The organism is Aeromonas rivipollensis (assembly GCF_037811135.1).
Classification (GTDB): domain Bacteria; phylum Pseudomonadota; class Gammaproteobacteria; order Enterobacterales; family Aeromonadaceae; genus Aeromonas; species Aeromonas rivipollensis.
In genome coordinates this window covers 630,306-644,407 of sequence record NZ_CP149130.1, presented here as the reverse complement: position 1 = coordinate 644,407, position 14,102 = coordinate 630,306, and the positions used below count along the sequence as shown (strand labels likewise).

The 14,102-nt window shown below is 62.4% G+C and carries 14 protein-coding genes; 9 read left to right on the top strand and 5 right to left on the bottom strand.

Annotation, left to right across the window (positions count from 1 at the left end):
- Positions 1–29 precede the first annotated feature (29 nt).
- The 3 genes from argE to WIR04_RS03065 all read left to right on the top strand — a co-directional run bounded on the left by argE (position 30) and on the right by WIR04_RS03065 (position 4,938).
- Positions 30–1,175: an acetylornithine deacetylase gene (gene argE / locus WIR04_RS03075; RefSeq protein ID WP_338890380.1), complete on the top strand. Its 1,146-nt coding sequence runs from the start codon at positions 30–32 to the stop codon at positions 1,173–1,175.
- Positions 1,176–1,391: 216 nt separating this feature from the next.
- Positions 1,392–4,025, top strand: coding sequence for a phosphoenolpyruvate carboxylase (gene ppc / locus WIR04_RS03070; RefSeq protein ID WP_338890378.1), 2,634 nt, complete (start codon positions 1,392–1,394; stop codon positions 4,023–4,025).
- Between the two features lie 274 nt (positions 4,026–4,299).
- Positions 4,300–4,938 carry a hypothetical protein gene (locus WIR04_RS03065; RefSeq protein WP_338890376.1) on the top strand — a complete coding sequence of 213 codons (639 nt, stop codon included), beginning with the start codon at positions 4,300–4,302 and terminating at the stop codon, positions 4,936–4,938.
- Positions 4,939–5,209: 271 nt separating this feature from the next.
- On the opposite strand, the gene WIR04_RS03060 is transcribed toward WIR04_RS03065, so the two are convergent.
- On the bottom strand, positions 5,210–6,691 hold the full coding sequence (locus tag WIR04_RS03060; RefSeq protein WP_338890374.1) for a diguanylate cyclase: 1,482 nt from the start codon (positions 6,689–6,691) through the stop codon (positions 5,210–5,212).
- Between the two features lie 197 nt (positions 6,692–6,888).
- Here WIR04_RS03060 and ybaK point away from each other — a divergent pair, with 197 nt between their 5' ends.
- Positions 6,889–7,359, top strand: coding sequence for a Cys-tRNA(Pro) deacylase (gene ybaK / locus WIR04_RS03055; protein WP_025328314.1), 471 nt, complete (start codon positions 6,889–6,891; stop codon positions 7,357–7,359).
- 89 nt (positions 7,360–7,448) lie between these two features.
- Here the strand turns inward: ybaK and WIR04_RS03050 are convergent, their stop codons facing one another.
- From WIR04_RS03050 to WIR04_RS03040, 3 genes are read right to left on the bottom strand one after another with little or no spacing between them, the layout of a single operon-like run.
- Positions 7,449–8,174 (bottom strand): GNAT family N-acetyltransferase, encoded by a 726-nt coding sequence (locus WIR04_RS03050; RefSeq protein WP_025328315.1) that lies wholly within the window; start codon positions 8,172–8,174, stop codon positions 7,449–7,451.
- Positions 8,164–8,613, bottom strand: a complete 450-nt coding sequence (locus tag WIR04_RS03045) for a rhodanese-like domain-containing protein (protein WP_025328316.1) — start codon at positions 8,611–8,613, stop codon at positions 8,164–8,166. Before WIR04_RS03045 ends, WIR04_RS03050 begins: the two co-directional genes overlap by 11 nt.
- A 17-nt stretch (positions 8,614–8,630) precedes the next feature.
- Positions 8,631–9,098 (bottom strand): OsmC family protein, encoded by a 468-nt coding sequence (locus tag WIR04_RS03040; protein ID WP_338890370.1) that lies wholly within the window; start codon positions 9,096–9,098, stop codon positions 8,631–8,633.
- A gap of 142 nt (positions 9,099–9,240) precedes the next feature.
- Here WIR04_RS03040 and WIR04_RS03035 point away from each other — a divergent pair, with 142 nt between their 5' ends.
- The 3 genes from WIR04_RS03035 (at position 9,241) to WIR04_RS03025 (ending at position 11,972) form a co-directional block, all read left to right on the top strand.
- The gene (locus WIR04_RS03035; protein ID WP_338890368.1) at positions 9,241–9,378 is read left to right on the top strand and encodes a hypothetical protein; all 138 of its coding nucleotides are present in this window, start codon (positions 9,241–9,243) and stop codon (positions 9,376–9,378) included.
- On the top strand, positions 9,375–10,802 hold the full coding sequence (locus WIR04_RS03030) for a PLP-dependent aminotransferase family protein (protein WP_338890366.1): 1,428 nt from the start codon (positions 9,375–9,377) through the stop codon (positions 10,800–10,802). Before WIR04_RS03035 ends, WIR04_RS03030 begins: the two co-directional genes overlap by 4 nt.
- Positions 10,803–11,060: 258 nt before the next feature.
- On the top strand, positions 11,061–11,972 hold the full coding sequence (locus WIR04_RS03025) for a hypothetical protein (protein ID WP_338890364.1): 912 nt from the start codon (positions 11,061–11,063) through the stop codon (positions 11,970–11,972).
- A gap of 3 nt (positions 11,973–11,975) precedes the next feature.
- Here WIR04_RS03025 and WIR04_RS03020 read toward each other — a convergent pair whose 3' ends face one another.
- Positions 11,976–12,860, bottom strand: a complete 885-nt coding sequence (locus tag WIR04_RS03020) for a LysR family transcriptional regulator (RefSeq protein ID WP_338890362.1) — start codon at positions 12,858–12,860, stop codon at positions 11,976–11,978.
- A gap of 125 nt (positions 12,861–12,985) precedes the next feature.
- Between WIR04_RS03020 and WIR04_RS03015 the strand changes: the two genes are divergently transcribed.
- Positions 12,986–13,387: a CidA/LrgA family protein gene (locus tag WIR04_RS03015; protein ID WP_338890360.1), complete on the top strand. Its 402-nt coding sequence runs from the start codon at positions 12,986–12,988 to the stop codon at positions 13,385–13,387.
- The gene (locus WIR04_RS03010; RefSeq protein ID WP_338890358.1) at positions 13,380–14,069 is read left to right on the top strand and encodes an LrgB family protein; all 690 of its coding nucleotides are present in this window, start codon (positions 13,380–13,382) and stop codon (positions 14,067–14,069) included. The genes WIR04_RS03015 and WIR04_RS03010 overlap by 8 nt, the downstream gene beginning before the upstream one ends.
- The last annotated feature ends 33 nt before the right edge of the window (positions 14,070–14,102 follow it).

Here is a 14,102-nt window from a genome sequence, read left to right as displayed (position 1 = left end):
AAACACTCCGGGGACGCAAGGAGCAGCTGATGGCCAATCTGGATTTTTTTTCACTTTATAAGAATATTATTGCGATTCCCTCTATCAGCAGCACGGATCCCCGCTGGGATCAGAGCAATGAGGCGGTGATCCGGCTGCTGGCCGACTGGTTCGGCCAGTTGGGTTTCCAGTGCGAGGTGACGGCGCTGCCCGATCTGCCGGGCAAGTTCAACCTGGTGGCAACCTATGGCCAGGGGGAAGGCGGCCTGCTGCTGGCGGGCCACACCGATACTGTGCCCTTCGACGAGGGGGGCTGGAGCAAGGATCCCTTCAAGGTGACCGAGGAGGGCAACCGCCTGTACGGGCTCGGCACCATCGACATGAAGGGCTTCTTCGCCTTCATAGTGGAAGCGCTCAAGGAGGTCGATCTCAAGACGCTCCGCAAGCCGCTGCGCATCCTGGCCACAGCCGACGAGGAGACCACCATGGCGGGGGCCCGTGCCATCGCCGCGGCCGCCGAGATCAAACCCGACTATGCGGTGATAGGTGAGCCCACCGGCCTGGTGCCCGTGGTGGCTCACAAGGGCCACATGTCGGAGGCGATCCGCATCACGGGCAAGAGCGGCCACAGCTCGGATCCCGCCAACGGGGTCAACGCCATGGAGATCATGCACAAAGCCATGGGCCAGGTGCTCAAGCTGCAGCGGGATCTCAAGGAGCGCTACGCCGACCACCGCTTTGCCGTGCCGCAACCCACCCTGAACCTGGGCTACATCCAGGGGGGCGACAGCCCGAACCGCATCTGCGGCTGCTGCGAGCTGCACATCGACATGAGGCCCACCCCGCAAGTTGGGCCGGATGAGCTGATGGGCATGCTGAAAGAGGCGCTCTCTCCCATCGAAATCCACCAGCCGGGTTGCCTGCACCTGCAGCACCTGCACGAACCCATCCCGGCCTATGCCTGCGAGGATGGCTCAGATCTGGTACGTGAAGCCGAGAAGGCGAGTGGCCGCGCCGCCGAGTCCGTGAACTATTGCACCGAGGCCCCCTTTATCCAGCAGCTGGGATGCCAGACAATAGTGATGGGCCCGGGCCATATCACCCAGGCCCATCAGCCGGACGAGTATCTGGATCTGTCGTTCGTCAAACCGACCACGGCGGTGCTGCAGCACCTGATCCGGCGTTTCTGCGTCTAGCTCGACGGGAATGTAAGTAAGTTACATGACAAGCCGCCCAGGGACAGGTGAGGGAAATACATGTTCTGAATCGGCTTGTTATTTGACCTTGCGCAGACAATCTGGGTAGATTGTCCCCCTAAGATGACGGAGCATATGTTGTAATCGCACAACAATAAGTGAGGCTGCCTCTCCCCCCGGAAGGTCAAGGGGCACCAACAAAAATAAGGATGTGGAATGAACGAAAAGTACGCCGCACTACGGGCCAACGTAGGCATGTTGGGCCAACTGCTGGGTAAATCCATCAAGGATCATCAGGGTCAAGCCTTCCTCGACAAGATTGAGACCATTCGTCAACTGGCCAAGTCCTCCCGCAAGGGCAACGAGACAGACCGGGAACGCCTGCTCGAGACCCTGCGTACCCTCTCCGATGACGAGCTGCTGCCGGTGGCCCGCGCCTTCAGCCAGTTCCTCAATCTGGCCAACGTGGCGGAGCAGTTCCACACCATCTCCCGTCGCTGCGAAGAGCAGGAGTGCACGCCGGACCCGCTTGAGCAGATGTTCGCCAAGCTCAAGGCATCCAACCTCTCCCAGGAGGCCATCATCCAGGCGGTGCGCGAGCTGGACATCGATCTGGTGCTGACCGCTCACCCCACAGAGGTGACCCGTCGTACCCTGATCCACAAGCATGTCCAGCTCAACGACTGCCTGGAAGCGCTGGAGCTCTCCGATCTGCTGCCCCGCGAGCGGGACAAGATCCTCAATCGCATCGAACAGCTGGTCAATCAGGCCTGGCACACCAACGAGATCCGCGAACAGCGCCCGACCCCGGTGGACGAAGCCAAGTGGGGCTTCGCCGTGGTGGAAAACAGCCTGTGGCCGGCCATTCCCGAATTCATGCGCAATCTGGACGAGCGTCTGCAACACCACCTGGGTGTGCGGCTGCCGCTGGATGCCGCGCCGGTCAAGTTCACCTCCTGGATGGGCGGTGACCGCGATGGCAACCCCTTCGTCACCGCCAAGGTGACCGCCGAGGTGCTGGAGCTGGGCCGCTGGATGGCGGTCAACCTGTTCTACAAGGACATCAAGGAGCTCACCTCCGAGCTCTCCATGGCCGACTGTACCGAGGCCCTGCGCGCCCGGGTCGGTGACAACCCCGAGCCCTACCGCGCCCTGGTGCGCGAGCTGCGCGAAGCGCTGCGCGAGACCCAGGAGTTCCTCACCGCCAAGGTGCAGGGTCAGGCGAGCGAGAGCCGCGATCTCATCAAGACCACGGCCCAGCTGCGCGAGCCGCTGGAACTCTGCTACCACTCTCTGCACGCCTGCGGCATGGGCAACATCGCCGATGGCATGCTGCTGGATGTGCTGCGCAAACTGGCCTGCTTCGGCATCCATCTGGTCAAGCTGGACATCCGCCAGGATGGTGAGCGTCACGGTCAGGTCTTCTCCGAGCTGACCCGCTACCTCGGCATGGGGGACTACGCCGAGTGGAGCGAGGACGACAAGCAGGCCTTCCTGCTCAACGAACTGAACTCCCGCCGCCCGCTGATCCCCACCGACTGGGCACCGAGCGACGAGACCCGCGAGACCATAGATACCTGCCGGGTGATCGCCGGTCACGACCCCGATGCGTTCGGCATCTACATCATCTCCATGGCCGGCGCCCCCTCTGACGTCCTGGCGGTGCAGCTGCTGCTGAAGGAAGCCGGCTGCAAGTTCCGCATGCCGGTCGCACCGCTGTTCGAGACCCAGGAAGACCTGATGGCGGGCACCGCCGTGATGGATCGCCTGCTGTCGGTGGACTGGTATCGCGGCTACATCCAGGGTCGCCAGTACGTGATGATCGGCTACTCGGATTCCGCCAAGGACGCGGGCATGATGGCCGCCGGCTGGGCCCAGTACGCCGCCATGGAATCCCTGGTGGGGCTGGCTGAAGCCAACAACATCCGCCTCACCCTGTTCCATGGCCGTGGCGGCACCGTCGGTCGCGGCGGCGCCCCCGCCCATCAGGCGATCCTGTCCCAACCGCCGGGATCCCTGCGCGGTGGCCTGCGGGTCACCGAACAGGGGGAGATGATCCGCTTCAAGTTCGGCCTGCCCAAGGTGGCCATCCACAGCCTGAACCTCTACACCAGCGCCGTGCTGGAGGGGAACCTGCTGCCGCCGCCCAAGCCCAAGGAGTGCTGGCGCGCCGTGATGGAGCAGCTGGCTACCGTCTCCTGCGATCACTACCGCAGCATAGTGCGCGGCCACCCGGACTTCGTGCCCTACTTCCGCGCCGCTACCCCGGAGATGGAACTCGGCAAGCTGCCCCTCGGTTCCCGTCCCGCCAAGCGCAAGCCCAACGGCGGTGTCGAGAGCCTGCGTGCCATCCCCTGGATCTTCGCCTGGACCCAGAACCGGCTGATGCTGCCAGCCTGGCTCGGTGCCCACAAGGGGCTGCAGCAGGCCATAGATGACGGCCAGAAGAGCGTGCTGGACGAGATGAGCCGCCAGTGGCCCTTCTTCCGCACCCGCCTCGAAATGCTGGAGATGGTGTTCCTCAAGACCGACCTCTGGCTGGCGGAGTACTACGACACCCGTCTGGTGCCGCAAGAGCTGTGGGCCCTCGGCAAACAGCTGCGTCAGGAGCTTGCCGACTCCATCCAGGTGGTGCTGGAGCTGCGCCCGCAGGGTGACCTGCTGGACGACCAGCCCTGGATCAAGGAGTCCATCAAGCTGCGCAACCCCTACACAGACCCGCTCAACGTGCTGCAGGTCGAGCTGCTTGGTCGCTCGCGCAAGAACCCGGAGACCCTGCACCCCGAGCTGGATCAGGCGCTGATGGTCACCATAGCCGGCATAGCCGCAGGCATGCGCAACACGGGTTGATGGCCCCCCCATCAATGACAAAGGGCACCATATTAATTGGTGCCCTTTCACATGGATTGTCGGTAGAAAAATCATCAGATATGGATATAATAAATTACAATTCAAAAAAAATATTACACCCCGTCGAAATTAATATGAAATCACAAATAAATTGATGCGTATTTATAAATAAAACTGTTGTAGAAAGTATCTAGAAGCGAACGAAAACAAATTATCTAACGAGCGATCAACATACTAATCGCTTCACATTGTTAACTAATAAACAAGGATATTTATGTTAGAAATCCCAGCAAGTGCACTTATACCTGTAGGCGTTGTTTCTGCATCTGTAATAGCCGGAACCTTTTCATTTATTAATCTTGTTTTATCTAAAGATCAAAAAATCTCTGAATTCAGGCAATCATGGATTGATTCATTTAGAAATGATCTTGCTGATTTTTGTGGGAACTTGATAACAATGGTAGATATCCAAGAAAAAAGATCCCGTGCTAAAACTCGCGGCCAGGAACCAGAGTTTTCAGATAAAGATCTGAAAGACCTCCTTACCTCTACTGCCTCAGCTTACACACGAGTTCTTTTAAGACTTAACCCATCTGATGCATCACCTCACCAGAAAAATCTGAAAGAGGCCCTACTGGCAGCCAATGAATGTGCCAAAACAGCTAATTGGGATGAGTTAAGGAGTAAAATATCTGAAATCCGAAACGTTGCACAACAGCTACTAAAATATGAGTGGGAGCGGGTTAAGAAAGGCGAACCTACTTTCATATGGTCAAAAAGAATTGCATTAGGGTTACCGATCGCAGCAATATTTTTTGGGTTTTATTTTTTTAATAAGCCACTAATTTCAAATATTAGAATTCAAACTCAAGAGGTTGAACAATCAGACCTCCAAAAAGCATCCTCCGAATAAATTCTATTCGACATCTTTCATATGTTAAGATTGAGTTGCTATCTAATGTAATCGATTAGCACCATTGCACTAAATATGTTATAGGCGAAAATAGTCCGGCCTTATCCAAGCTAGATTAAAATGCTCACTATAGTTTAAAAATACATAGCGACTGCATTTGGTCAGTACATTACAGAGAGCCCATTTGTATCCATAATGAGAAATGGCGCCTACACCTATATGGCGCCCTTTATCGTTGCATGGATCCCCTGTCCCCTGCTGGCCACAGGCCCTAGGCAATACGGTTGCGTCCCCGGCGCTTGGCCTCGTAGAGGCGCTGATCCACGCACAGCAGCCAGTCGTCCATGCAACGATACCCTGTCTGATAGGGGGTGAGACCCACGCTGATGGTGACGACCATTGCCTGGTGCTGATGGGAGAAGGTGTGCTGCTCTATCTGCTGGCGGGTACGCTCCATGATGGCATGGGCTTCCTCCTGGGTGGTGCCGCGCAGCAGCATGATGAACTCCTCCCCGCCGAACCTCGCCACCAGATCCTGGCTGCGCACCGCCTGCATCAGCAGACGGGCCAGCTCCTCGAGCACGGCATCCCCAGCAAGGTGGCCATGCTCATCGTTGATCTGCTTGAAGAAGTCGATGTCGATGAGGGCCAGGCAACAGGCTTCCCCCTCGGCCGGATGACGCTGAAGATGCTCGAGCAGCACATTGGCCTGACTGAAGAAGCTGCTGCGGTTGGGCAGCTTGGTGAGAAAGTCGTGTTCGGCATTGAAGCGCAGCACCCGCTCCATGTGGTTGCGTTCGTCCTCCAGATTGCGGGCGTGGATCAGGGTGCCCAGGGCCGTAGTGAGCGGCTCCAGCAAGCTCACCAGGGTTTCGTCGAAGCCGCCCGGGCGGTTGGCCAGGGCTATCATGCCGATGGCCTCCCCCTTGTGGCGTATGGGGATGCCGAGAAAGCTGTCCAGATGGGGATGACCGCGGGGAGATACGCCGCGACTCGCCGGATGACTCGGCAGATCGTTGCAGCACACCAGGGTGTTGTGGGTGACCACGTGGCCGAACAGATTGTCGAGCTTGTTGAAGATGAGCCCCCCTCTGCTCTGGCGTTGCTGCTCGTACCAGGCGTGGGTGGCCTGATCCCAGGAGATGTTGGAGATGGAGGGGATGTAGAGGCTGGGGCGCTCGTCTTCGTACTGGATGATGCCGATGAAGCCATAGGCGCTCTGGCTCACGCTCAACAGTCGCTCGAAGACGGTGTCGCAGGCGGAGCCGAGATTGCGATCGAGCAGAAAGCTCTGGTGGGCGGCCACCACTATGTCGAACAACTGGCTCTGCTGCTCGACCCGCTGCTCCGCCAGCACCTCTGGGGTGATATCGTGGGCCAGCTTGATCACCCCGAGCAGGGTCCCCGCCTCGTTGGTGATGGGCATGTAGGTGGCGTGGATCCAGACACTGCCGCCCCCGCCCATGATGCGGCGAAATGACCCGGAGCGGATCTCGCCGCTGAGCACCCCCTGCCAGAAGCTATCCTGCCCCCCTTGCTGCTCGGGGGGAAGCAGCAACAGGTGGGACTGACCTATCAGCTCCTCGGACGCATAGCCGAGGAGGCCGCAGAACAACTCATTGACCGACACCATGCGGCCATCGAGATCGAACTCGGCTATGCCATAGGCACGGTCCAGGGCGGTCAGCCTGGCAAGGGCGTCATAACGCCCCAGGGTACCCATGTCGACGAAGCTGTTTACCGGGGTATTCATGGCCAGGATTCCTTTCGATCGCCAACACCTGATCACAGCCGGTATAGGCAGAGAGAGACAGCCCCAGATCATAGGTGTGAAGCGGCCGTTTCGCTAATCTGGGCCCCTACGAGATGAGCGCCATCGAGGAGGGCCACTTGCCATGCCCGCCGCCCGGGCGCAGACTGTCTGGCCTTGTTTCGGCCCGAGGAGACCCCATGACACCCGCCATCAACCTGCTGAAGAAGCTCAAGATCCCCCACAAGCTCTACCCTTACGAGTGCGAGGCCCACGACGATTTCGGCAAGCACGCAGCAACCCAGCTCGGCCTGCCCCAGGCTCAGGTGTTCAAGACCCTGCTGGCCCACCACGACAAGCAGGCGGTGGTCGCCATAGTCCCCTCCTCCGGCATGTGCAGCCTCAAGCAGCTCGCCAAGGCCACCGGGCTCAAGAAGGTGGAGATGATGAAGCCGGCCGACGCCGAGAAGCTGACCGGTTACAAGGTGGGGGGCATCAGCCCGCTGGCCCAGAAGAAGCTGCTGCCAACGGTGCTGGACGACTCCGCCATGGGGTTTGACGAGATACTGGTGAGCGGCGGCAAGCGCGGCCTCTCGGTCGGAGTGGCCCCAGAGGACATGATCCGCCTTCTGCAGTGGATAGCCGCTCCCATAGGCGAGCACCATGAGTAGGCCCACTCGTTAAGCAAGATCCAGCACGAGAGAGGCCCAGCAATCGGGGCCTCTCTCGTGTTGCCAGTCAGGCCCAAGGGACCAGAGGCTTATGGTTTCACCCGGCAGGCGGCTGTCAGCTCGGAGAGCCGCAGCCGCTGGCGCCCCTGTTCATCGAAGTTGGCATCCGCCAGCCAGCGCTCGAAACAGCCCTTGAGGGCTGGCCATTCGCCGTCTATTACCGAGAACCAGGCGGTATCCCGGCTGTGTCCCTTGTCCACCCGTGCCTGGCGGAAAGTCCCCTCATAGCAAAAGCCGAGACGCAGCGCCGCCTGCCAAGAGGGCCGGTTCAGGGCATTGCACTTCCACTCGTAGCGGCGATAGCCCAGGGCGAAGGCATTGGCCATCATCAACGCCATGGCCGCCGTCGCCAGCCGCGACTGCTGCAGGGCTGGCGAGAAGTGCAGCCAGCCTACCTCCACGCTGCCCGCGGCGGGGTCGATGCGCAGGTAGCTGGCAAGCCCCAGCGCCCGGCCGCTCCTCTCATCGACAATGGCATAGAACTGGGGATCGCCCCTGGTGGCGACTCCTCGCAGCCAGGCCAGCATGGCCGCCTCATCCTCGAAGGGACCGCTGGTGAGATAGGTCCACATGGCCCCGCTGTCGGCACTGAAGGCCTGCCACAGACTGCCACCGTGGCGCTCGGGGTCGAGCGGTTCCAGGCGACAGCCCCAGCCGCTCAGCACCCGGTGAGGGGGGAACTCGGCGCCACGCCAGTCGGGCAGAGACTCGCCCAGGGGCTGGCCATGATCGTTGAGGATGGGTTCAGCAGGCACAGGCGATCCCCCCTTCCAGCAGCACGCCGGCCTCGCTGCCGGTGGCGACGGCGAAGCCGTCCTGGCGCCACCAGTGCAGACCGCCGATCAGCTCCTTGACCCTGAAGCCCAGGGCCGCCAGCTTATAGGCCCCCTGGGTCGAGCCGTTGCAGCCGATGCCATCGCAGTAGCAGACATAGACCCTGTCCCGCGACAGCCCCTGCGTGGTCGCCGGGGTCATGGTGCTATGGGGGAAGGAGATGGCACCGGGAATATGACCCTCTGCGTAGTGCGCCGGGGAGCGAGTGTCGATGACCACTATGCTGCCCCCCTCAGCCGCCTCCCCGGCCAGCAGATCGGCGGCGAGATCCGCCGGATCGGTGCGAAACTTCAACTGGGCCTCGAAGAAGGCGCTGGCCTCCAGCGGGCTCGCGACCCCGGTACTCAATACATGACTCATCCTGAACCTCCTTGTGATTAGAGCGCTATCTCTGTGGTGACGACTGTGTTGACCGAATTGGCGATGAAGCACTCCTCGTGGGCCTGGTGGTGCAGCCGCTCCAGCGCGGCGAGATCGGGCTGACGCTCGCCGCCAAACCGCACCCTGGGGCGCAGGGTGACCCGGGTGATGGACTGGCGACCCCGCTCATTCTTCTCCATGATGCCGACCGCCTCATCCCGGTAGCTCTCCACCAGATAACCCGCCCTGGCGACCAGCCAGAGGAAGGTCAGCATGTGGCAGCTGGAGAGCGAGGCGACGAAGGCCTCCTCGGGATCCACGTGCTCGGCCACCGAAAAGGGCAAGGGCACCACATGGGGGGAGGAGGAGGCGGGCACCCTGACTCCGCCGTCAAACGCCCACTCATGGGCCCGGCTGTAGCGCTGATCGACAAAGGGCTCGCTGGCCCCTCGTTGCCAGCTGATGGTGGCGCTGTATTCCGACATGCAGACTCCTTCTGTGACCAATGTGTGTTGCCAATGGGATTGCTTCACTTCCTTGTCCACCAATGTAGCGACAAAATGGCCTTGCCACGCCGACCAATTTTGCCAATATGGGCAGACCAATCTCACAGCGCGAGCCAGCATAATGACCGTCCTGCCGACCCTCTTTGCCGACCAGCAGCAAAACGATCTTCCCCTGCACGAACAGCTGGTACGCACCCTGCGGGGGGCCATGACCGTATGGGGGGGCCACCTGCCCCAGCCCAGAGGAGGCCAATCATGACAGTCCTGCCGACCCTCTTTGCCAATCAACAACACGGCGAGCTGCCGCTCCATGAGCAGCTGGTACGTACCCTGCGGGAGGCCATACTGGCGGGCCATCTGCCGCTGCACGGCAGGCTGCCGGCCAGCCGCATGCTGGCCCGGGATCTCGGCGTCTCCCGCAGCACAGTGGAGCTGGCCTATGGCCGGCTGGAGGCGGAGGGGTATCTGGTGCGCAAGGTGGGTGCCGGCAGCTTCGTCGCCCTGGCGGCGGTGCGCCCCGCGCCGCGCCCGGCCCAGTCGGCGGCGGGGCTTTCTCGCCGCGGTCAGGAGATGGCACAAGGGGGGGCCTGCCACGAGGTGCCAGAGGTGGGCAACTCCTTTGCCTCCAGCCAGCCGGATCCCCGCCTCTTTCCCCAGGCGCTCTGGGGTCGCCTGATGCAGCAGCAGTGGCGCCAGGGGGCCAGCGACTGGATGAATTACGGGGATCCCCAGGGGTTGGGGGAGCTTCGCGCCGCCATCAGCAGCTACCTGGTGCAGTCGCGGGGCGTGGTGTGCGAACCGGAGCAGATCCTGATCCTCACCAGCTCCCAGCAGGGCATATTGCTGGCGACCCAGCTGCTCATCGATGCCGGTGACACCGTCTGGGTGGAGGATCCGGGTTATCCCGGCGCCCGTACCGCCATGGAGAGCGCCGGCGCCCGCATCCACCCGGTGCCGGTGGACGAGGAGGGGCTCAACCCTGCCGGTGAACACCCCAGCCCCAGGCTCATCTACTGCACCCCGGCCCACCAGTACCCCCTGGGCGTCCCCATGAGCCTGCCGCGCCGCATGGCTCTGCTGGCGGAGGCCGAACGGCGCGGAGCCTGGATCCTGGAGGACGACTACGACGGGGAGTACCAGTACGATCAGCGGCCACTCCCCGCCTTGCAGGGGCTGGATGGCCAGGGGCGCGTCCTCTATGTGGGGACCTTCAGCAAGGTGCTGTTTGGTTCCTTGCGCCTCGCCTACCTGGTCTTGCCGCGCCCCCTGATGGAGGCCTTCAGCCGGGCCCGCGCCGCCGTCGACGGCCACAGCAACCAGCTGCAGCAGGCGGTCACCGCGGACTTCATCCGCGCCGGCTACTTCGCCACCCACCTGCGCCAGAGCCGCCTCCTCTACCAGAGCCGGAGGGATCTGCTGCTGGCCGAGCTGGCCGAGCACTGCCCCAGGCTCACCCCCATCCACAGCGGCGCCGGGCTGCAGTGCGCCGTGCTGCTTCCTGCCGGGGGCGAGGCCCGCTGGACCGAGGCGGCCAATGCCCGGGGGTTGGGGCTGCGCCCCCTGCGCCAGTTCCACCTCGCCCCTCCTACCCGGGAGGGCTGGTTGCTCGGCTTCGGCTGCCTCGACAACCAGACCCTGCGCCAGCTGTGTCGCCAGCTGGGCACTCTGATGGAATCGGTCTGAGGTTAGGCCAGCAGAGCCCGGGCCCCATCATCACACTCTGCTGCCTGTTGAGGTCGCAGATAAATGCCGTCTGAGGCCAGGCCCAGAAGTCAGAGGCGTCCGGGCCCAACAAGCGCACTGTGTCGCCAATGGGGTTCGCTGACAAAAGCCGTCTGAGGCCAGGCATAGAGGTCAGAGGAGCCGGGGGCCATTAGCGCTGTGTCGCCGGTGGGGCACCGAACTATAATGGGCACAATCCCGTTGTAGAACCCGGCCAAGATGTATCGACTCCTGCTCCTGCTCCTCACGCTCTCCCTCTCCTCCTGCCCGATGGCGGCCACCCGATTTACCCTGCTCAGCCCGGAAAACGAACAGGATGCCCGCATGGACTACTACCGGGAGGCGATGCGGCTGGCACTGGAGAAGACCCGCCAGCAATATGGCGACTACGAGCTGCGTGACTCCCTCAAGATGAACAAGGCGCGGATGCGGCTCGAGGTGCAAAAAGCGGGCAAGAATGCCCTCTTCATCGTCGACAACTGGCCCCAGAAGACGCCTCACCCCAAGGTCAGCCTGATCCCCTTCCCCATCGATCTCGGCATTCTCGGTTACCGGGTCTGCTTCGTCGGCGCCGACCGTGCTGAGGCGCTGGCCGGGGTCCGTACCCTGGCCCAGCTTCAGGCGTTCAGTCAGGGGAGTGGCAAGGGGTGGCAGGATGCCGACATCCTGCGCCACAACGGCTTCCAGGTGCAGGAGGTGGACAACTACGAGTCGCTGTTTCGCATGGTGGCCCGTGGCAGGGTCGATCTCTTCTGTCGCGGCGCCAACGAGATACTGGCGGAGTGGGAGACTCACCACCCCAGGCTGCCGACCCTCACCGTCGATCCCCATGTGGCCCTCTTCTACCCGCTGATCCACGCCTTCTACAGTCATGCCACCTACCACAAGGAGCGCGAGCGCATCCAGCTCGGCCTGCGGCTGGCCTGGCAGGACGGTTCCCTCAAGCGGCTCTGGCGCCAGCATTTCCAACCTTCCCTGGCGTTCACCCAACTTGCCTCGCGCCAGCTGTTCAGGCTGAACAACCCCCATCTGCCCGGCGAGGGAAGCGACTACAGATCCTATCTCTATGATCCGGCCCGGGATGCCTTCGGCATGCCTCCCCACGACAAGGCGGACAGGGTCGGCAAGTAGCGCCTAGCCACGCCCCCCCTGCTCGCGACACAGGGCGAGCCAGGCCTCGGCGGTGCGGGAGAGGTAGCGCCGACTCGGCCAGATCACTCCGAGACGCCAGCTTAGCTCCGGCATCAAGGGCCTCAACACCAGGCCGTCCGGGGTCAGCCGCCGGCAGATGGGCTCGGGCAGGAAGGCGACCCCCATGCCGCTGCGCACCATGGCGGTGAGAAAATCCCACTGGCTGCTGCGCGCCGCCACCTGGGGGGTAAAGCCCGCCTGCTGGCAGGCCTGCTCCAGCCGCTCGCTCAGGGTGAAGGCCTGGGTGTAGAGCAGGAAAGGCTCCTCCTGCAGATCCGCCAGCCGGATCTCGGCACACGCCCGCCAGCGGGGCTGGTCAGGCAGCACCACCTGGATGGGATAACGATCCAGCTCCAGGGTGCTCAGGGCTCCCTCTTCCTTGGTCGGCAGCATGGTGATGGCGAGATCCAGCTCCCCCTCCAGCACCGCCTGCTCGATGCGGCGCCCGCCGTACTCCACTATGGAGAGCTCCACCTTGGGGTAGCGGCTACGGTAGGCACGGATGAGATCCGCATAGACGTGACCCACCATGGGCGGTATGCCCAGCGCCAGGCGCCCGTGCTGCAGGCTCTGCAGATCCGCGAGCTCCGCCTCCAGCTGCTGCATCTGGGCCAGGATCAGCTGGCCACGGGCAAACAGCACCTGGCCGCTGTCGGTCAGGGTGAAACTGTGCCCCTCCCGATTGAGCAGGGGCTGGCCCAGCTCCTCCTCCATGTTGCGGATCATCTTGCTGATGGTGGGCTGGGTGACGAACAGCTTCTCTGAGGCGCGGGTGAAGCTCTTCTCACGCACCAGTTCGACAAAGTAACGCAGGGCTCGGATATCCATGGGACGCTCGTCTGGGGTGATCGCCAAATAATGCCAATTTGGCATATTTTTCATAATTTAAATTCATTTTTTGCAGGTTTGGCCCACCCTTATACTGTGACCAGGTTCACAGAAAGACGCCCATCATGAAAGCCTTCTGCCTTCGCTGGTTGCAAACCCCCTTCCAAATCGCCCTGCTGGCGGCCATCTGGCTGCTGGCCGACACAGCGGTACGCACCTTCCACCTGCCCCTGCCCGCCAACCTTACCGGCATGTTGCTGCTGCTCATCTGCATCCTTCTCGGGGTAGTCAAGGCCCAGTGGTTCAGCGCAGGTGCCCGCTGGCTGCTGGCGGAGATGCTGCTGTTCTTCGTGCCCGCCGTGGTGGCCGTGGTCAACTATCAGGATCTGCTGTTGCAGGAGGGGTGGCGCATCATGCTGGTCTTGCTGATCAGCACCACTCTGGTGCTGGGCACCACGGCCCTGGTGGTGGACAGGGTCTATCGCCTGGAGCTGAAGCTGGCCCGCCGGAGTCGCCGCCATGTCTGACACCCTGCTCGGCCTGCTCTGCTTCGCCCTCACCCTGCTGTTCTACTACGCCAGCAAGTGGCTCTATGGCAAGAAGCGCATCCTGCCCCTGATGCCGCTGCTGCTGGCCCCTGCCCTGCTGGTGGCGGTGGTGGTGCTGTTCCACATCCCCTATCAGGACTACATGGCCGAATCCCACTGGCTGCTCTGGCTGCTGGGCCCGGCCACCGTCGCCTTCGCGGTGCCGGTCTACGAGAACCGCGCGCTGATGCGCCGCCACTGGCTCTCCCTGTCGGTGGGGGTGGTGACCTCGGTGGTGATGGCGGTGGGCAGCACTGTGCTGCTGGCCCGCTGGTTGAACCTCTCCGAGCTGCTGCAGCGCAGCATGGCCATGAGATCCATCACCACACCCTTCGCGGTGGAGGCGACCCGATCTGTGGGCGGCAACGCCGATCTCACCGCTCTGTTCGTGGTGCTGACCGGGGTGATCGGCATGGCGGTGGGGGAGAGCGTGCTGACGGTGCTCGCCATCCGCAGCCGCCTCGGCAAGGGGGCGGGTTTTGGCGCCTCGGCCCACGGGGCTGGCACGGCCCGGGCCTATCAGATGGGCAACGAGGAGGGGGTGGTCTCCAGCATGGTGATGATGATAGCCGGCATGGCCACAGTGCTGCTCGCCCCCCTGCTGGGCAAGCTGTTCTGGTAAGGCATTGTGACCACCAACGAGAAGAGGCGCCCA